The following is an 18,926-nucleotide window of genomic DNA, read 5'->3' as shown; positions in this document are numbered from 1 at the left end:
TTCAACTCATCAGTCTGAGCGACGGTCTCCGCTTGCTCAGTGTTCCCCGTCGACCTGGAGAGGACTCGTCCCATGAGTGCGTTCGAATACGTGAAAGACTGCTGGTATCCAATTGGCTTTTCGTCCGAGTTTCCCGTAGGGCAGTTGCAGGGACACAAGATCGTCAATCGGCCCATCGTGATGTGGCGTGCTGAGAGCAGCGAGATCGTTGCGTTCGACGACCGCTGCTGCCATAAGCGATTCCCGCTCTCGCAAAGCAAGCTGCTCGACAATGGCCAACTAGAGTGCGCCTATCATGGTTTGTGCTACGACACGTCGGGCAAATGTACCGCGATTCCCTCCGCGCCCGACAAGCCGATTCCTCCTCAAGCGCGCCTAAGCGTGGTGCCGGTACGCGAGCAGGACGGCGTAGTGTGGGTCTGGCCCGGCAACCCCGCTGGATCGCAACGCTTCGACCCGCCGCGCACGCACGAGATCACGGATTCGGAGAACCTTTCGATCGGCTCTCCCGAGCCGCTCCATGTGCCGGCGAACTATCTGCTGCTCATTGAGAATCTGCTGGACATCACGCACTTTTATCCGCTTCACGACGGCAATATTGGCGATAAGGAAAACAGCACGATTCCCGTCGAGCTTGAAGAGGGCGAGAGCGAAGGACACACGTTTGTACGCACGACACGCCATGTGCACGGCTACAAGCAGCCGCCGTATCTGAAGGAGTGGTTCCTGTACGACCAGATCGAACGGATCCACACGCATTGCATGGTGAGCCCTGGCCTCACGCGCGTCGTGATGCGCGTTGCGCCAGAAGGCGAACTGGGTACCGACAAGGAGCGCGGCTACACGCTACTTCATCTTCACCTGCCTGTTGACGAGCGCAATCTTGTCTGGCGATGGAACGTGTCCTGCAAGAATTGGCACACCACGCTGAGCGACCCGAACATGCCGACTGCGAGGAAGGTCGCGGAGATGTTCCCGGCAGTCGTCGCGCAGGACGAGTGGGCGCTGGAACGTCAGCAACGCATGATGGAGTATCCGGACGACGGGTATTCGGAGCTCTTCCTCAAGACCGACAAGGCGCTGCGTCGCGCACGCCAGATTCTCATGAGTCAGCAGCGCAAGGAGCGCGACCTTCAGATCGCCCCGATAGAACAGAACGCGCCCGCGAAGGAATCTGCGATGGCGTGAAAGCCGAGAGGTCGCTGCCGCCTATAGAAGACCCAGTCGGCGCCGCAAAAATGGGCCGGGCGGCCTTCACTACGAGAACATCGACCTTGGTTCAGGAGACATACTATGGAAACTCACGATACCTCGTCGTTGGCCGTCAGGCCTGAAGGTGCACCGAGCGACTCGGACGACCGAAAGACGCTGTTGCAGCGGGCCGTATCCTCTTGCGTGTATGTGTTCGAAAGAGTGATGCCGGACCCGTTCGTCATCGTCATTCTATTGACGGTGATGGTCGCTGTCCTCGCGCTTATCTTTGCGCCCAAGGGAACGCCCGATGTGATTCTCTCCGGCTGGTACAAGGGCATCTTCGGTATCTTCACCTTCGCGTTCCAGATGGTGCTCGTGCTCGTCACGGGATATGCGCTTGCAAGCGCACCGCTCATCAAGGCAGGCTTGCGCAGCGTGAGCCGGCTTGCGGTCGGGCCGACGTCGGCAGTGCTGCTGGTGTTTGGGGTTGGTGCGGCCGCAACCTTCCTGAACTGGGGCTTCGGTCTGGTCATCGGCGCACTGCTGTCGAAACAGGTCGCGAGGCAGGTGAAGGTGGATTTTGCGTGGTTGGTCGCCGCGGCCTATAGCTCCTGGGTGTTGTGGGCGTTCACCGGCATGTCGAGTTCAATTGCATTGTCCATCGCGTCACCGGGCAATCCGCTGAACATCGTGGAGAAGCACACCCACGTTGCAGTGCCGCTTTCACAGACGGTGTTCACGAGTTGGAACCTCCTCGGCGGCGTCGCGGCAATGATCCTCATCCCGGTCGTCTTCATACTAATGCGGCCTGCGGATAGGGACGTCATTGCCGCGGACGCTAAGCTACTCGAAGCCGAGGAAAAGAAGCTTGAGGAAGCGGTCGAACCGCGCAACAAAACTGTCGCCGGCATGCTCGACCGTTCCCGTCTCTGCGCCATGGTTTTCGTGCTGGCCGGCGCCGTTTATCTGGCGACTCAATGGGTTCGCCACGGCGTGAGCCTCGACATCAACGCGGTGATCTTCATTTTTCTGCTGGCGGGATTGTGCTTGCATGGAAGCCCGCGCCGCTATGTCGGTGCGGTGACGGAAGCAGCCAAGGTCACCGGTCCGATGTTGCTGCAATACCCGTTCTACGGCGGAATCATGGGCATCATGGGCGCGACTGCGCTTGACGAGACGGTCGCGCATGCATACATCCACGTCGCGTCGGGTTCCACGCTGCCGTTTTTGAGCTATCTCGCCTCGGGCGTCATCACCTTGTTCATCCCCAGTGGCGGCGGGCATTGGGCGGTGCAAGGTCCGTTCACGATACCCGCCGCGATGCAGCTCGGTGCGTCGCTTCCCGGAACGTCGATGGCGATAGCTGCGGGAGAGATGGCGGGCAGTTTGCTGCAGCCCTTCTGGGCGATACCCGTCGTCGCGATCGCGGGCGTTGGCGTGCAGCGTGTGCTGGGATTTACGCTCGTGATCTTTCTGACCGCGGGATCCCTGCTCGGTTTTCTGTACCTATTCGTGGTGCCCGGATGGACCGGCGGCTGATGCACGGCCTAACGCACAAGCAACCGAACACAGCGTGCCATAGCTGCGCTGCCAACTCGAACGAACCCGACATAGGTGACAGCAGCGGGTTCAAAGGATCTATTGGAGCAAAACCCATGAGTCAACCTCTTCAGGGAATTAGGGTCATCGAGTTTTGCCACGTGGCCGCAGGTCCGTTTTGCGGCATGCTGCTCGCGGACATGGGCGCAGATGTCATCAAGGTCGAACACCCTCAGGGCGGCGATACACTTCGTGCCTGGCCGCCCATATCGGACGGATACAGCGAGAACTTTGCCTCGCTCAATCGAAACAAGCGCTCGGTCACGCTTGACTTGAAGGATCCGGCAGACATCGAGCAAGCCCGAACGCTGATCAAGACCGCTGATGTAGTCATCGAAAACAATCGGCCGGGCGTAATGGATCGGCTTGGGCTTGGCTATGAGGCCATTCGGGCAACAAGGCCGTCCATCGTGTACTGTTCGATCTCCGCATACGGGCAAACGGGACCGCGCTCGCAAGAAGGCGGCTTCGACCTTACCGTGCAGGCGATGAGCGGGATCATGAGCATTACGGGCGAACCAGAGGGTGCACCAGTGAAGTGCGGGGTACCGCTCGCTGATTTTTCAGCTGGTCTCTACGCGGCATTCTCGGTGGTGTCCGCCCTGCGAGGCGTCGCGCAAACGGGCGAAGGCACACACATCGATGTGCCGATGCTTGGTGCTACGCTCGCCATTGCTGCTTTGCAGACCTCGGAGTACTTCGGTACGGGACGCGATCCTCAGAAGCTTGGCTCGGCGCACCCGCGTAACGCACCCTATCAGGCGTTCAAGGCGCGCGATACCTACTTTGGCATGGCCGCGGGCAATAACGCCCTATGGAAGTCGGTCTGCAGAGTTGTTGAGCGTCCTGAGCTCGAACAGGACGCACGATACACCTCGACGACATTGCGCGCGCAGCATCAAGTCGAGTTGCGCGAAACGCTTGAAGCGATTTTCGCGAACCAAGACGCCGAATATTGGATCGCTCGATTTCGAGAAGCAGGCGTACCATGTGCGCCCATCAACACGTATTCCCAGGTGCTCAAGGACATACAGGTAGAACACATGCAATGGGTTCAGGCTCTCGAGTTGCCGAACGGAGTGCAAACCAAGACTTTTGGGTCGCCCGTTAAATTCTCAGGCAAGACCCCAGGGATACGGATGAGGCCTCCCGCGCTCGGCGAGCACAACGCCGAACTGCTAAGAAAGTCGGCGGTCGAGGCATGAGCAGCATTCTCGTCGTTAGTCAACCGACGCATACGGTCATAACGCTCAATCGGCCCGACAAGTTGAATGCCCTCTCTTCAAGCATCGTTGAAGACCTGATTCAAGCGTTCGACGATGCTGAAGCCGCGGGAACTCCTCTGGTTGTACTGCAGGGCGAAGGTCGTTGCTTCAGCGCGGGTTTTGACATGACTGACGTGCAAATGCAGAGTGAGGGCGATCTTGTGCTACGTTTTATCCGCATTGAAACCCTTCTTAACAAGATCGCAACTTCACCATGCTTCACGGCGGCACTGGCTCATGGGCGCAACTTCGGCGCGGGGGTTGACTTGATCGCATCTTGTAATTTACGAGTCGCAGCGCCGGGTACGACGTTCCGAATGCCCGGCCTCATGTTCGGACTTGTCCTGGGATCGGCTCGCTTTGCTCGCATAGTGGGTACACGCGAGGCGCAGCGCCTCCTTGAAATTGCCGCAACGTTTGATGTCGAACGTGCGACCGCGAATGGTTTCATCGAGCGTGTGGCAGGCCCAACTGAATACGACCAGGTAATCTCAGAGGCGGTCGACCGCGTCAATGCGTTACCCGCAGGAAGCCGCGCACTGCTCCGGCGGGTCCTCGATCCAGACCGCGCTGATTCCGATCTTGCGGCTTTAGTGCGCTCCGCGTCTGCCCCAGGTCTACAGAAACGAATTGCGACCTATTTGTCTTCGTCGACGAAGCATGAGGGCGGTTGCTACAACTCTCAAACGGTATGATTGGCGCCTGGCACAGCGAGTTGCAAACAAGTTCCGCGCCAGTCAATCATTTCGAACGCTGGTTGGCCACCCTGACCGAAATAGTCTTCAACGCGGCACGCATATTCAATGCGCCAGCATCGAAGCGGCGATCGGCACTATCTCGATGTATTTAGGGTCAATCCTCAACCCGTCGTTTGGAGTAAGTCGCTCGACGACATCCCTGCTGTTTCTGAAGCGGTTCTGAAAACGGGTGCAAAAAGCGGCGCGAGAATCGCTATTAGTATTCATGCTGACATAGGGGTCTTTGCCGACAGAGTGTTGGGTGAGTCTGAACGGCTCTTCACACAGTATTTCGTCACTCCAGACCCGGCTGAGACAATAAAAGAACGAACTCCTAACCCAGGACGCTGGGCGCCGTCGGGTGGAATAGATCAGAGGAGCCGTTACGGTGGAGTCGCCGGACCTGGCAACACTGTCGGCTAGTCTTATGCGTCCGCTCGAAGACGTCCTCAATCCGCCGTTCTATCGTTCTGGGTTTGCAACGCAGGTGAGCCGGCAGTCCAGCGTCACTCAATTTCCAGAACATTCTAAGGAGGGTAGGCACTTTGCTGAGCGCTCTTCCTTCCCAGGGTCTTTCAGGGTGAATCCAAGTTATGGACGAGCGATAGACGTGCGCAGGTCGATTTGCTCGGAGCTTCAGAAAAGAGAATTGTGGGCGTCTATAAATCACAATATTCAGGCGCCTTTCTACCAAGACTATGCTTGTCGTGGAGCCGTCAGCATATTTCGAAGTACAGTAATGAAGAGGCTGGCGAATCGGTGCGCGGAGAAGCCGTGGAATTGATGTCGAGAATGAGCGATGATAAGGGAAGCCGTGCATCAGGATCAACGTGGGTCACGATGCGTAAGGTTTATCTCGGAATCGACTAGAAATTCAAATGGGGGGTGGTGGGATTTATGAATCTGCTGCTTTTCGGTGGCTTTTTTAGGTAGAACACTCTCTCAGAGCGTTCGGATTCCATGGAGAAAAATCGGCTCGCATTGTCTAATTCTCATTCATTCTCGAGGTCCGATATCTTGTTCAGATATACTCGCTCGCTTGCCAAGACATCGCAAGCTGAAGCGATGAATTCAGAGATGCCGAAGGGCCGCTGAAAATGTCGAGTAACCGTCTCGGTCCTAGATACATGCAACTCGCGCTGTTCTACACCTTCTTCGCCGCCATTGCCACACTCGCCAACATCGGAGCGCAAGATCTCACGACGCGCATCTATCACGGCCCCTGGCACATTATGCTCTCGGTGTTCATCGGCACGGGCGTCGGCCTCGTCGTGAAGTACGTGCTCGACAAGAAATGGATCTTCCGCTTCAAGGCGGAAAACGCGCGCCACGACGCCGCCATGTTTACGCTCTACGTGACGATGGGCCTCGTGACGACCGCGATCTTCTGGGGCGTGGAGTTCGGCTTCGACTACATCTTCAAGACGACTGAAGCGCGGTACATCGGCGCGTGCATCGGTCTTGCGATCGGTTACGTCATCAAGTACCGGCTCGACAAGCGCTACGTGTTCCGCAGCTTCTCCTAGAGCGACGCCCGCTTGAACACGAAGCGCGGCACATTGCGAATGATCAGCATGATGCCCCACCAGAACCACGGCGTATAAAGCACGTCCTTCTTCCTCTCGACGCCGCGCACGATATCCTTCGCGACCTTCTCGGGCGTCGCGACGAGCGGGCCGGGCAGCGGCAGACCTTCGGTCATCGGCGTGGCGACGAAGCCCGGTTTGATATCGACGACATGCACGCCCACCTTGAAGAGCCGCGCGCGCAAGCCTTCGAGAAACGCCTGCAGCGCGGCCTTCGCGCTGCCATAAAGATAATTCGACGGACGCCCGCGGTCGCCCGCCACCGACGAAATCACCGCGAGCGTGCCATGCCGCTGCGCTTCGAGCCGGTTGGCGATCGGCGTGAGCAGCGCGATCAGCGAGAGCGCGTTAGTGTGGAACTCGCGCACCGCGACGGCGGGATCGTTCTGGCAGGCCGCCTGATCGGGCAGGGTGCCCGACGCGACCAATACGATATCGATCGAATCCATGTGCGCGGCGCAGTCGGCGAGCATCGCGGCGTGATTGTCGAGCGTGTCGATATCGAGCCGGTGCACAACCGCCGACGCCGCGCCGTGCGCGGTCAGATCGGCGGCGACTTGCTCCATGCGGTCCTGATTGCGCGCGACGAGAAAGAAGCGCGCGCCCTTAGCGGCCCATTCGCGGGCGCAGGCAATGGCGATGGCGGACGTGGCGCCCACGATGACGATGTTCTTCATAGGCCGGTCATTCGTTTCCAGAAGTGCGACAGCATCGCCGGATCGCGAAGCGACTCGAGCTGCTGCCATTGAGGATAGGCGGCGCGGAAATCGGCGCCCGACATGTGCGCGTCCTTCGCCGGATAGATGCGTCCGCCCGCGTCGCGCACGATCGCGTCGAGCGCGGCGAAGAGTTGCCCGTTGCGCAGTTCGTGCTGCGGGAAGTCGAGCGCGAGCGAGGTGCCTTCCATCGGAAACGACAACAGCCCGGGCGACGGAATGTCTCCGCAACGCTTGAGCACCGCGAGAAACGAGCCCGTGCCGCTCGAAGAAATGCGATCGAGCATCGCGCGCACGGCATCGCGCGCGCTCGCGGCCGGCACGACGCATTGATATTGCTGAAACCCCGGCGGCCCGTAGATGCGGTTCCATTCGAGCAGGCTGTCGAGCGGATAGAAATAGCCGTCGTAACCGACGCGCGAAATCTCGACGGGCTTGCGCTGCTTGCGGTAATACAGCTCGTTGAACGCGCGCAGCGTGAGGCCGTTGATGAGCGAGACGGGCGGCGTGAAGGGCACGCGGCGCTTGGGCCGTTCCTCGACATCGAGCGAGCCGTGGATCGCGTGATCGCCCGCCATGAAGATGCCGCGTCCGAGCGAGGGTCCGCGGCTCGCGCAATCGACCCACGCGACGCAATACTCGTGCTTCGCGTCGTATTCCTCGGAGAGGTCGAAGAACTCGTCGAGCTTGCCGAAGCGAATGCTCGTCACGTCGATGAGGCTCGTGCGGATCGGCATCAGCGCGAATTCGGCCCACAGAATGAGGCCGGTGAGCCCGAGGCCGCCGATCGTCGCGTTGAAGAGCTCCGTGTTCGCTTCGGGCGAGCATTCGATCAGCGTGCCGTCGCTGCGCGCGAGGCCGAACGCGCGCACGTGACGCCCGAACGTGCCGCGCACGTGATGGTTCTTGCCGTGCACGTCGTTGGCGATGGCGCCGCCCAGGGTCACGTACTTCGTGCCCGGCGTGACCGGCAGCATCCAGCCGCGCGGCACGGCGAGCGCGAGAATCTGCTCGAACGTGATGCCGGGCTCGGCGCGCACGATGCCGCGCGTCCAGTCGGCCGAGATGATGCGATCGAGCGCGAGCGTCTGGAAGACGTGATTCGAGTTCGCGAGGCACACGTCGCCGTAGCTGCGGCCGTTGCCGAACGCGAGCGTCGTGCCGTGCGCGGCCTGCACGTCGAGCCATTGCGCCTGCGCTTGGTCGCGCCAGTGCGCGGCGTGCGCGGTCTGCGGCAGACGAGGGTAGCGGCCCCAGGAAAGCAGATCGCTCATCGGTCAGATCGCGAGCCAGAACGTGACGCCGCACAGCGCGACCACCAGCAGGCTCATGCGATCGCGCGCCGCGAATACGATGGGGTCGTCGTTCATCTTGCCGCGATGCGTGATGACCCATGTCCGGCTGAACCAGTACAGCATCAGCGGACAGACCATCCAGATGTACTGCGGATGTCGATAAAGCATCGTGGTGCGCTCGTCCTGGATATACAGCGCGAGCACGAGCACCGAAATATAGCCCGACGAGGTCCCGAGCGACGACACGATGGCGAGGTCGCTCGCCATATAGCCTCGCCCTCGTGCGCCATCGCGTCCGGCCTGCAGCATCGCATGGAGCTCGGTGTAACGCTTCACTAGCGCGAGGCTCAGGAAAGCGAACATCGAAAAGGCCAGCAGCCAGAAAGTCAGCGGCACATGGATCGCCGCGGCGCCGGCGATGATGCGCGTCGTGTACAGCGCGGCGAGCACGACCACGTCGATCATCACCTGGCGCTTGAGCGCGAGCGAATACGCGAGCGTCAGCACGTAGTATCCGAGCAGGGCCGCGTTGAACTTCCACGACAGGAGGGCGAGCGAGATGGCAAAGGCGGCGGTGAGCAGGATAGGGCACAGCGCCACGCCCCAGATGAGCGGCATGGTGCCTGCGGCGAGCGGGCGTTTCCGCTTGACCGGATGCTGACGATCGTCCTGCAGATCGAGCAGGTCGTTGAGCAGATACACACTCGACGCGCACAGCCCGAACGCGAAGAACGCGAGTACGGCGAACCCGATGGCCGTAGGCGATTTCAGTTGATGCCCTGCGAGCAGCGGCACGAACACCAGCACGTTTTTCAGCCATTGATGCAGGCGCAGCGATTTGCCCCACACCTTGTGCGCCGGCTGGCGGCTCTCGAAGACCTGTTCGATGTTGTCGTGCCTGGACGCCGCGCGGACGACACCTGCGTGCGGATCGACCACGTAGCGCGGTCGGCGGCCGCCCAGACGGCGATGTCGTCGTGCGAGTTGCCGACATAGTCGAATCCCTTCTCGCCATACTCGGCAACGAGGCGGTCACGCTTTCTGTGCGACGAGAGATTGACGTGCTCATCGGTGGCGAACACGCGATCGAAGATGCCGAGGTGTTCCGCGATCCGCTGCGCGAACGACTCGTGGCTCGCGGTGGCGAGCGCGATCGTGCGGCCCGCGGCGCGCATTTCGCGCAGCCAGTTCACGACTTGCGTGTTGTACGGCAGCGTCGCGACGTCGATGCTCACGTGCTCGGCGAGCCGCGATTTCAGCGCCGGCTTGCCGCCGCTCGACAGCCATTGGAGCGGCTTGTAGAACTTATGCGGGAAGGATCTTAGGAACGCGAATCCGCTCTCGACGAGGATGTCGGAATGAATCAACGTACCCTCCAGATCGACGACGATGGGCTTGTTCATACAATTCACGAAAGGTGATCGGTTAAGCCCACAGCGCGTCCGGTCCGAATGGACAAGGGAATCGGGACGATTCGGACGCGGCAGAATACTCCGCATGCCTGCAGAATTTAGCACAATCTGTAACACGATCGGCCCGTCTTACCGCCCGTTGCGCCGCCCCGCCCGGTTGCCGAAACCACCGACATTGAGGACAATCTTGGCGTTTTCCACTTGTCGATGCGGTCCGTTTTCCTATCGTGGCGCGGACGCCCTTTTTGTCCGATGAACGCGAATCCACCGCACAGCCAATCGGCGAATCAGTCCGATCCCGCCATCACGCTCAGCATTTCGATCGTGGTCTACCGGCCCGATGCCGCGCTGCTCGCGCGCACGGTGGAAACGCTCGAATCGGCGCTCGCGCAACTGCACGACGTCGCCGGCCGCCCGTGTCTGTATCTGATCGACAACGGCAACGCCGGCGAGCTCGCCGACCTGCCCGTGCCCTCCGATGCCGAATTCGACACCATGGTGCTGAAGGGGCACGGCAACGTCGGCTACGGGCGCGGCCACAATCTCGCGATCGAGCGCGCTACAAGCCGCTTCCATCTGATCCTCAACCCGGACGTCGAACTCAACGCCGACGGCCTGCGCCGCGCGCTCGCCTTCCTGCGCGACTCGCCGCAAACAGGTTTGCTCGCGCCGTGGATCGGTGGCGACGACGGCCGTCAGCAGTATCTCTGCCGCCGCTATCCGTCCGTGCTCGATCTCTTCGTGCGCGGCTTCCTGCCGGCCGCGCTGCGCAAGCCGTTCGCGCGGCGTCTCGCGCGCTACGAGATGCGCGACGTCATCGGCGAGTCGAATATCGTGTGGGATCCGCCGATCGTGAGCGGCTGCTTCATGCTCTTCAGGACCGACGTGCTCAAGTCGCTCGGCGGCTTCGATCCGCGCTATTTCCTGTATTTCGAGGACTACGATCTGAGCCTGCGCACGCGTCGCGTCGCGCGCATCGCGTATGTGCCGTCGGTGCGCATCCTGCATCACGGCGGCGGCGCGGCGAAGAAGGGCTCCACGCATATTAGGCTCTTCGTGACATCGGCGTACCGGTTCTTCAACCGATTCGGCTGGAAGTGGCTATGAGTGACGTGAACCGGCGCATCGCGATCACGGGCGCGAACGGCTTCGTCGGCCGCGAGGTGAGCCGCGCGTTGCTCGCGCGCGGCATCGCGGCGACGGGCCTCGTGCGGCGCGATGCGCAGTGCGAGCCGGGCGTCGATGTCCGCCATATGGACGGGCTCGACGCCATCGCGCCGGACGCCTTCGAGGGCTGCGACGCGGTGATCCATCTCGCTGCGCGCGTGCACGTGATGGGCGACACCGCCGGGCAAAAGCGCTCCGAGGCGCTGCTGAACGCCTATCGTGCGGTCAACGTCGACGGCACGCTCGCCGCCGCCGACGCCGCACGGCGCGCGGGCGTCACGCGCTTCGTCCTGATGAGCAGCATCAAGGCGCTCGGCGAGCGCGATCCCGGGCGCCCCTTCACGGAAGACGACCAGCGCAATCCGCCCGATGCCTACGGCGTCTCGAAGGCCGAAGCCGAAGTCAAGCTGCTCGAATTCGGCGGCCGCACCGGCCTGGAAGTCGCGGTCGTAAGGCCGCCGCTCGTCTACGGCCCCGGCGTGCGCGCCAACTTCCTCGCGATGATGAACGCCATCGCGCGCGGCATGCCGCTGCCGCTCGGCGCGATCGACGCGCGGCGCAGTCTCGTCAGCGTCGAAAATCTCGCGAGCGCGACCATCGAATGCGCGCTGAATCCCGTCGCTGCCGGCCGTGTGTTTCATGTGACCGACGGCTACGATCCGAGCGTCGCGGAACTCGCGCGCAAGCTCGGCGAGCACCTCGGCAAACCCGCGCGACTCGTGCCGGTGCCGGCCGCGCTCTTGCGCGGCGTCGCGCGCCTGGCGGGCAAGACGGCACAGATCGACCGCCTGACGGGCAGCCTGCGCGTGGATTCGCGCCGCATCCGCGAGACGCTCGGCTGGCAGGCACCGCAATCGCTCGACGAAGGGCTCGCCGCCACGGCCGCGTGGTTCCGAACCGCGCGTCGCGAACGCTAAAATACGCGCTCGTTCGACGCCGGCATCGCAAGACGACAGACAGTTCCTGTCGCGGCGATTGTTGTTAATCGTCAGATATTTACAATCAGATTCAACGAGCGTTCGCGTATGCTTCGGGGTTTCCCCGAAACGACGAATTGCCAGAACGATCAGGGCCTCGTTTCGACAACTCGATAACACTGCATGCTGCTTTCGTATTTTGAAGCTTCGCCGCTCGTGGCCGCGACGTCGTTCGCGGTACTGGCGTTCGCCGCGTGCGCGCTGATTCTTCAGGCGCTCATCCGCACCGGCCTCGCATGGCGTCTCGCCACCGATATCCCCAACGAGCGCTCGCTGCACGAGCGGCCCACGCCGCGCGTCGGCGGCTGGGGCGTCGTGCCGGTCGCCGTGATCGCGCTGCTCGTCGCGGCGCCGTCGATGTGGCTCGTCGCCGCATGCGCGGTCTTTCTCGCGGCCGTCTCCCAGATCGACGACCGGCGCGGATTGCCCGCGCGCGTGCGCTTCGCGGCGCATATCGTCGCGGTGGCGGTCGTCATCGTCGCGCATCCGGCGGACGTGCCGTGGTGGGCGCTCGCGCTCGTCGGCTTTCTGATGCTGTGGCTCGTCAATCTCTACAACTTCATGGACGGCTCGGACGGCCTTGCCGGCGGCATGGCGCTCTTCGGCTTCGGCGGCTACGCGCTCGCGGCGCTCGCCGGACCCGCGCCGCAAGCCGGTCTCGGGCTGGCGAGCCTGGCTATTGCGGGCGCAGCGGCGGGCTTCCTGACCCTCAATTTCCATCCGGCCCGGATTTTCCTCGGCGATGCCGGGTCTATTCCCTTGGGGTTTCTCGCCGGTGCATTCGGCTACTGGGGCTGGCAGCGGGGCGTGTGGCCCGTGTGGTTTCCGGCGCTGGCGTTTTCGCCGTTCATCGCGGATGCAACGGTCACGCTGTTGCGCCGTCTCGCGCGCGGCGAAAAGTTCTGGCAGGCGCACCGGGAGCATTATTATCAGCGCATGGTGCGCCTCGGGATCGGGCACGCGCGCACCGCGCTCGCGTGGTATCTGCTCATGTTGGCAGGCATAATGCTCGCCAACTGGGCGCTTCGGTTTTCATTCGCGGGGCAGTGGGCGGCGGTGGCGGGCTGGGCAGTCGTGGTTGTGGCAGCGGGCGCGGTGGTCGACGCGCGTTGGCGGCGTCATGAGACGCGCCATTCCGAACAATCTTGAGAGTCCGAGCTGATGATGAATCGAATAAAAGCATCGTGGCTATCGGCGGGCGCGTTCCTCTTCGATCTGGTCGCCGTCGCGGGAACCTGGGTCGCCGCGTACGTGATCCGTTTCAACGGCGCCGTGCCGCACGACTTCCGCCACGGGGCGCTCGTCGCGCTCTTCTGGGTACTGCCGGTCTACGGCATCGTTTTCCGTGTCTTCGGCCTTTATCGCGGCATGTGGGTGTTCGCGAGCCTGCCGGATCTGATGCGCATCTCCAAGTCCATCATCGTGGGCGCGCTCGTCGTCATGGTGGGCGCGGTGATGTCGCAGCCGACGCCTATCATTCCGCGCTCGGTGCTCATCGTCTCGCCGCTTCTGCTGTTTCTCGCGATGGGCGGCGCGCGCGCGCTCTATCGCGCGGGCAAGGAGTTCTATCTGTACGGCGGGCTCGTCGGACAGGGCAAGCCCGTGATCGTGCTCGGCGCGGGCACGGCGGGCGCGATGCTCGCGCGTGAGCTGTCGCGTTCGAGCGAGTGGCGTCTCGTCGGCCTGCTCGACGACGATCCCGCGAAGCAGGGCCGCGAAGTGCTCGGGCACAAGGTGCTCGGCTCGTTCGGCGACTTGCCGCGCTTCGCCGAGCAATTCAAGACTGACTACGTGATCATCGCGATTCCGTCGGCGTCGGTCGAGGAGCAGCGCCGCGTCGCCACCTTGTGCGTGCGCGTCGGCGTCAAGGTGATGGTGCTGCCCGCGCTCAGCCAGCTGACGGCGGGCGAGGGCGGCTTCCTGTCGCGCGTGCGCCAGATCGACCTCGAAGACCTGCTCGGCCGCGAGCCGGTGAAGATCGACATGCCGCACGTCGAGAAGCTGCTGCATGGGCGCGTCGTGATGGTGACGGGCGCGGGCGGCTCGATCGGCTCGGAGCTGTGCCGCCAGATCCTGCGTTTTGCGCCGGCGCAACTGATCGCCTACGACCTCTCCGAATACGCGATGTACCGGCTCATCGAGGAGCTTCACGAGAAGTTTCCGGAGTGCTCGGTGATTCCGGTCGTCGGCGACGCGAAGGATTCGCTGCTGCTCGATCAGACGATGGCGCGCTTCACGCCGCATATCGTCTTCCACGCGGCGGCCTACAAGCACGTGCCGCTGATGGAAGAGCAGAACGCGTGGCAGGCGGTGCGCAACAACGTGCTCGGCACGCTGCGTGTCGCGCGCTCGGCGATTCGTCATGACGTGCGTCACTTCGTGCTGATTTCCACCGACAAGGCCGTCAACCCGACCAACGTGATGGGCGCCTCCAAGCGTCTCGCCGAGATGGCGTGTCAGGCGCTGCAGCAATCCGCGCCGCGCACGCAGTTCGAGACGGTGCGTTTTGGCAACGTGCTCGGCAGCGCGGGCAGCGTGATTCCGAAGTTCCAGCAGCAGATCGCGAAGGGCGGGCCGGTCACGGTCACGCATCCGGAGATCACGCGCTTCTTCATGACGATTCCGGAAGCCGCGCAGCTCGTGTTGCAGGCGTCGAGCATGGGGCGCGGCGGCGAGATCTTCATTCTCGACATGGGCCAGCCCGTGAAGATCGTCGATCTGGCGCGCGACCTGATTCGTCTCTACGGCTTTTCGGAAGAGCAGATCCGCATCGTGTTCACGGGCTTGCGTCCCGGCGAGAAGCTCTACGAGGAACTGCTCGCCGACGACGAAACCACCACGCGCACGCCGCATCCGAAGCTGCGCATCGCGCAGGCGCGTGGCGTGCCGGATCATTTCATCGACGAGTTGCTGCCCTGGCTCATGCAGCATCGCGTGCTCGCCGACGAGGAAGTGCGCCGCGACCTGCGCCGCTGGGTGCCGGAGTATCAGACGGCGATGCTCCCCGTGCTGCAAAGCGTCGCGGCGGGGCAGGCGGCACGCGAGCGCGGCGCGGCGGGCTGACACGGACGGTCACGCATGACGACGCTCGACGAAGTTCATGCGCTGACCCACGCCGGCTCGCTGTTGTCGGAAAGCGGCGAGATCGTCGCGCCGTACGATCTCGAAGTCGCGCACGCAGACGCCTCCGGCTTCTCGGCCTTGCCCGCCACTATTCTGAACGCCGGCCGCGCGCCCTTCGATGCGGACTATGCGAGCGCGAGCCGCGTGCATCTCATCAACGCGTTCGGCGTCACGCTCGGCGATTCGATCATCGGGCTTGCGGCGCTCGTCGCGATCAAACGTCTTCATCCGCATCTTGCTTTCACGATCTATCGTCCGGCGCGCGCGCCGCGCTACGTGGAACGTCTCTACGAGCTGGCGGCTTATCTAGGCGATATCGTCTGCCTGCCGGTGCCGCTCGCGCGCCTTCCCGCCGATGAATTGAAGATCGACATCGGCAATCAGCTTTTCTGGCCGCGCTTCGCCTCGATGCCGATGATCGACTTTTTCCTGTGGGCGCTGGGCGTCGCGCCCGAAAGCATCGCCGCCGACGACAAGCGCAATCGCTGGCTCGCCGATGTGCCGCTTGCGGCGATCGCGAGCGAGCCTTACGCGCTCTTCTGTCCCGACGCGAGCACGCCGGTGCGCAGCATTCCGAGTTCGGTGCGCGCGCGCATCGTCGCGCGGCTCGCCGATGAAACCGGCCTGCCCGTGCTGGGCTTCGGCGCGGTCGATCATCCGCGCTATCGCGATATCGCGCCGCTTTGCGTCGACACGGACGCGTTCCTCGCGTGGATCGGGCATGCGCGCTATCTGGTCACGGCGGACACCGCGGCGCTGCACGTCGCGGCGGGCTTCGACGTGCCGACGACCGCGTTCTTCTCGACGATTTCCGCATCCATGCGCGCGCGCGATTACGCGAACTGCGTCGCGGTGGAGATGAACTTGCCGCATCTGCGCGGCATGCATGCGAGCGCGCGGCCCGCGGATCTGGACGCGCTCGAGCGCGCGTACCTCGAATACGGCGATGACGGCTGGCGCGCGATGCCTTTCGTGCGCGGCGCGTCTCATGCCGCACCGAGCCTTGCTTGATCAGGCCGGCTTGCCGTTCACCTGAAACGACGGCAAGCGCGCATACAACTCCGCGACCCAGTCGATGAACACGCGCACGCGGCGCGGCTGATGGCGATTGGCCGCATACAGCACCGACACCACGCGCGGATATGACGGATACTCCCCCAGCACTTCCCTGAGCGCGCCGCTCTTCAGGAGCGGATCGAGCGTATAGCTCGAACTCTGAATCAGCCCGAGCCCGGAAACACCCGCGGCGATATATGAATCGCCGTCGTTCACGGCGATCTTGTGCTTCATCGCGACCGTGCGCGTTTCGCCATCGACGACGAATTCCCAGTTGCGCACGCGCCCCGAGTTGTTCAGCACGTAGCCGACGGCGAGATGCCGGTCGAGTTCGTCGAGCGATGTCGGCTCGCCATGCTTTTCGATGTATCCCGGCGACGCGCAGGTGATCTGCGTATACGCGCCGATGCGTTTCGCGACGAGCCCCACGTCGCCGACCGCGCCCACGCGCACGACGCAATCGACCGCTTCCTCGACGAGATCCACTTGCCGGTCGGTGAGCAGCAGCTCGACGCCGATATCCGGATACGCCGCGAAGAATTCCGGCAGCGCGGGAATGATCGTGTTCTTCGCCATCACCTGCGGCAGGCTGACTTTCACGTTGCCCTTGGGGCTCAGCTTCGAATGCGACAGCGACGCTTCCATGTCGTCGACTTCGCCGAGCACGCGCACGCAGCGCTCGTAATAGGCTTCGCCGTCTTCCGTGATGCTGATGCTGCGCGTCGTGCGGTTGATGAGGCGCGCGCCGAGATGCGCTTCGAGCGCCTGCAGCGTGCGCGAGACGCTCGCGGGCGGCAGGCGCAGGGCGTCGGCGGCTTTGGAGAAACTCCCCGCTTCGACGACTCGCGCGAAGACTTTCATTGCAAGGAAGCGGTCCATGCTCGGAGTCCGGAAACGTGATCGCCCGCTTCAAGGCGCGCGAAAGATGACGATCATACTTGGGATCGTCCGCGTGCGCGCCGCACGTGAGCAGGCGGTGGACTCAGAGCCCGAGTCCCTGGCAGAGCCAGCCGGAGTAGTGTTCGATCATCCGTTGAAACGGCGCGTGATGGCCGTAGGCGATCGACGAGACAGCGAGCAGCCCCGCGCCCGCGACGAGCGCGCGCGGCATCTTGCGCTGCTCTTCGAAGACGCGCGCGAGGAACAGCGCGGCGATGGCCGCGCCGAGCAGCCAGCCCGCGACCACTTCGGCGGGCGTGTGCGCATCCTGCATGATGCGGCTCGTGCCGATCGCCGCGGCGAGCGCAAGCCCGCCCGCCGCGCCCAGCCGGTACCATCCGCCGCCGAAGCCGCCGAACAGCAGCCCGCCCGCCACCGTATAGATGGATGCGGCGAGCATCGTGTGGCCGCTGATCATGCGCAACTGGATGGCGGCGATCTCGAAGCCGCAGCCCGCGTAGAGAATTTTCGACAGTCCGACGAACCCCATGCCGATGCCGAGCAGGATGCACCAGCGCAGCGCGAGGCGCATGTCGACCGAACGCAGCCAGAGTGCGCAGACGAGTGCGAGCGGGAGCAAAAAGGCCGCGTCGCCGAGATTGGAAAGGATCCAGAGTACCTTCGATTCCATGCGTATCCGTTATAGGTGACTCGCGGGCGCGATCGAACCCGCTTATGAGCTGTCGCCCTGTTTTCGGCGGCCCGCCATCCGGTATTCGGTGGGCGAGATCGACAGCCGCTTGCGAAAGATTTTCGCGAGACCGTCGCCACTGCCGGCGCCGCAGCGCCGCGCGATCTTGTCGACAGGAAGATCGGTCGCGGACAGCAGCATGCAGCTCGCGTCGAGCCGCGCGCGCAGCAGATACTCCGACGGCGTGAGCCCGATCTGCGCCTTGAAGCGGCGCAGGAAATTGCGCTCGCTCATCGCGGCGACGCGTGCGGCATCCGTGATCGAGATCGGCCGCACGTAATTCTCGCGGATCCAGCGCGCGGCCGCATCGATTTTCTGGCGCACGCCGCCGCCGTCGGTATCGTCGAGCACGGTGGCGAGCTTTTGCCAGGCGCCGGGAATCGAGCGCTCCGACACCTCGCGCGCGACCGCCGCGCCGTGATCGCGCTTGACGATCGACAGCGCCGCCGCGATCGGGCCTTTGGGATCGTCGAGCGTGAGCGTCTGCTCGGCGATGAAAAGCGGGTTTGTCAACGTCGATGTCAGCGCGCGATCCGCGGACTCCCCGGCGAAATCGAGCGAGCGGTTCCGCACGCTCAGATTGGTCGCCGCGAGAATGTGCGCGCCTTCGCCGATCGCCTTGATGAACGGAATCTTCGGCGCCACGCGGCCGAGCCGCTTTCGCAGCACGGCGTCGTTGCGCGCATGCCGCGCGCCCACGCCGCCCGCGATGAAGAGCGCGTCGCACTCGTTCATCCAGCGCGTTTCGAGGCTTTCGGTCCAGATGCGCATCGAGCAGCTGCTCGCGACGCTGCCGCCTTCACTCGACAGAAACATCAGCGAATAGTTCGGCGCCTCGGCGCGCTCGCCGGCATCCGCGGGCATGGGAAGCTGATTGGCGAGCGAGAAAACCTCGGAGATCGAGCTGACCTCGACGAGCGAGAAGTCCTCGAAGATCAGAATGCCGATCCGTTTTGCCGCGCGGGTCATGCCTGCGGACGGCGTGTCGGGCGCGACGGCGCGCACGACCTGGAGCCTGCCCGTACCATTGGCGTACACCATCGACTTCTCCCTGTGCGGGCCGGGGCGGCGTTTCTGCGCCGCGGCTCGGCCCATCCATGAAGGAACGCAAGTAACGGGAAAGTGAGTCACATGGGTCGCACTATACGCGGCGGTCAACAGCCGCCGCG

15 protein-coding genes and 1 pseudogene are annotated in these 18,926 nt (G+C 63.3%); 10 read left to right on the top strand and 6 right to left on the bottom strand.

Going from position 1 to position 18,926, the window contains the following annotated elements:
- Positions 1-72 precede the first annotated feature (72 nt).
- The 5 genes from AC1Z32_RS24680 (at position 73) to AC1Z32_RS24660 (ending at position 6,321) form a co-directional block, all read left to right on the top strand.
- On the top strand, positions 73-1,188 hold the full coding sequence (locus AC1Z32_RS24680; protein ID WP_483481381.1) for a Rieske 2Fe-2S domain-containing protein: 1,116 nt from the start codon (positions 73-75) through the stop codon (positions 1,186-1,188).
- Between the two features lie 105 nt (positions 1,189-1,293).
- Entirely contained in the window at positions 1,294-2,733 is a 1,440-nt protein-coding gene (locus tag AC1Z32_RS24675) for a TIGR00366 family protein (protein ID WP_063959043.1), read from the top strand.
- Between the two features lie 116 nt (positions 2,734-2,849).
- Entirely contained in the window at positions 2,850-3,998 is a 1,149-nt protein-coding gene (locus AC1Z32_RS24670) for a CaiB/BaiF CoA transferase family protein (RefSeq protein ID WP_483481380.1), read from the top strand.
- Positions 3,995-4,753: an enoyl-CoA hydratase/isomerase family protein gene (locus AC1Z32_RS24665; RefSeq protein ID WP_483481379.1), complete on the top strand. Its 759-nt coding sequence runs from the start codon at positions 3,995-3,997 to the stop codon at positions 4,751-4,753. Before AC1Z32_RS24670 ends, AC1Z32_RS24665 begins: the two co-directional genes overlap by 4 nt.
- 1,169 nt (positions 4,754-5,922) lie before the next feature.
- Entirely contained in the window at positions 5,923-6,321 is a 399-nt protein-coding gene (locus tag AC1Z32_RS24660; protein WP_483481378.1) for a GtrA family protein, read from the top strand.
- On the opposite strand, the gene AC1Z32_RS24655 is transcribed toward AC1Z32_RS24660, so the two are convergent.
- From AC1Z32_RS24655 to AC1Z32_RS24645, 3 genes and pseudogenes are all read right to left on the bottom strand, one after another.
- Positions 6,318-7,058 carry an SDR family oxidoreductase gene (locus AC1Z32_RS24655; protein WP_483481377.1) on the bottom strand — a complete coding sequence of 247 codons (741 nt, stop codon included), beginning with the start codon at positions 7,056-7,058 and terminating at the stop codon, positions 6,318-6,320. The genes AC1Z32_RS24660 and AC1Z32_RS24655 overlap by 4 nt on opposite strands.
- A complete protein-coding gene (locus AC1Z32_RS24650; protein WP_483481376.1) occupies positions 7,055-8,371 on the bottom strand; it encodes an FAD-binding oxidoreductase in 1,317 nt (438 codons plus the stop codon). The genes AC1Z32_RS24655 and AC1Z32_RS24650 overlap by 4 nt, the downstream gene beginning before the upstream one ends.
- 3 nt (positions 8,372-8,374) lie before the next feature.
- Positions 8,375-9,795 (bottom strand): annotated as a pseudogene (locus AC1Z32_RS24645) (UbiA family prenyltransferase).
- Between the two features lie 261 nt (positions 9,796-10,056).
- On the opposite strand from AC1Z32_RS24645, the gene AC1Z32_RS24640 reads away from it, so the two are divergent.
- The 5 genes from AC1Z32_RS24640 (at position 10,057) to AC1Z32_RS24620 (ending at position 16,082) form a co-directional block, all read left to right on the top strand.
- Complete coding sequence (locus tag AC1Z32_RS24640; RefSeq protein WP_483481375.1) at positions 10,057-10,911, top strand: glycosyltransferase family 2 protein; 855 nt, start codon at positions 10,057-10,059, stop codon at positions 10,909-10,911.
- Entirely contained in the window at positions 10,908-11,888 is a 981-nt protein-coding gene (locus AC1Z32_RS24635) for an NAD-dependent epimerase/dehydratase family protein (protein WP_483481374.1), read from the top strand. The genes AC1Z32_RS24640 and AC1Z32_RS24635 overlap by 4 nt, the downstream gene beginning before the upstream one ends.
- A gap of 183 nt (positions 11,889-12,071) precedes the next feature.
- Positions 12,072-13,097, top strand: coding sequence for an MraY family glycosyltransferase (locus tag AC1Z32_RS24630; RefSeq protein ID WP_483481373.1), 1,026 nt, complete (start codon positions 12,072-12,074; stop codon positions 13,095-13,097).
- Positions 13,098-13,112: 15 nt separating this feature from the next.
- Positions 13,113-15,011 carry a polysaccharide biosynthesis protein gene (locus tag AC1Z32_RS24625; RefSeq protein WP_483481372.1) on the top strand — a complete coding sequence of 633 codons (1,899 nt, stop codon included), beginning with the start codon at positions 13,113-13,115 and terminating at the stop codon, positions 15,009-15,011.
- Between the two features lie 15 nt (positions 15,012-15,026).
- Complete coding sequence (locus AC1Z32_RS24620; protein WP_483481371.1) at positions 15,027-16,082, top strand: glycosyltransferase family 9 protein; 1,056 nt, start codon at positions 15,027-15,029, stop codon at positions 16,080-16,082.
- Here AC1Z32_RS24620 and AC1Z32_RS24615 read toward each other — a convergent pair whose 3' ends face one another.
- From AC1Z32_RS24615 to AC1Z32_RS24605, 3 genes are all read right to left on the bottom strand, one after another.
- Positions 16,083-17,006: a LysR family transcriptional regulator gene (locus tag AC1Z32_RS24615; protein WP_483481370.1), complete on the bottom strand. Its 924-nt coding sequence runs from the start codon at positions 17,004-17,006 to the stop codon at positions 16,083-16,085. It lies immediately after the preceding gene.
- 103 nt (positions 17,007-17,109) lie between these two features.
- Entirely contained in the window at positions 17,110-17,697 is a 588-nt protein-coding gene (locus tag AC1Z32_RS24610; protein ID WP_483481369.1) for a phosphatase PAP2 family protein, read from the bottom strand.
- Between the two features lie 42 nt (positions 17,698-17,739).
- Positions 17,740-18,798, bottom strand: coding sequence for a GlxA family transcriptional regulator (locus AC1Z32_RS24605; protein ID WP_483481368.1), 1,059 nt, complete (start codon positions 18,796-18,798; stop codon positions 17,740-17,742).
- Positions 18,799-18,926: the final 128 nt, after the last annotated feature.

The sequence above is a fragment of the Caballeronia sp. 11_S32 genome, from assembly GCF_056930355.1.
The sequence above is the reverse complement of the archived record's forward strand: the minus strand, read 5'-3'. Positions and strand labels throughout refer to the sequence as shown.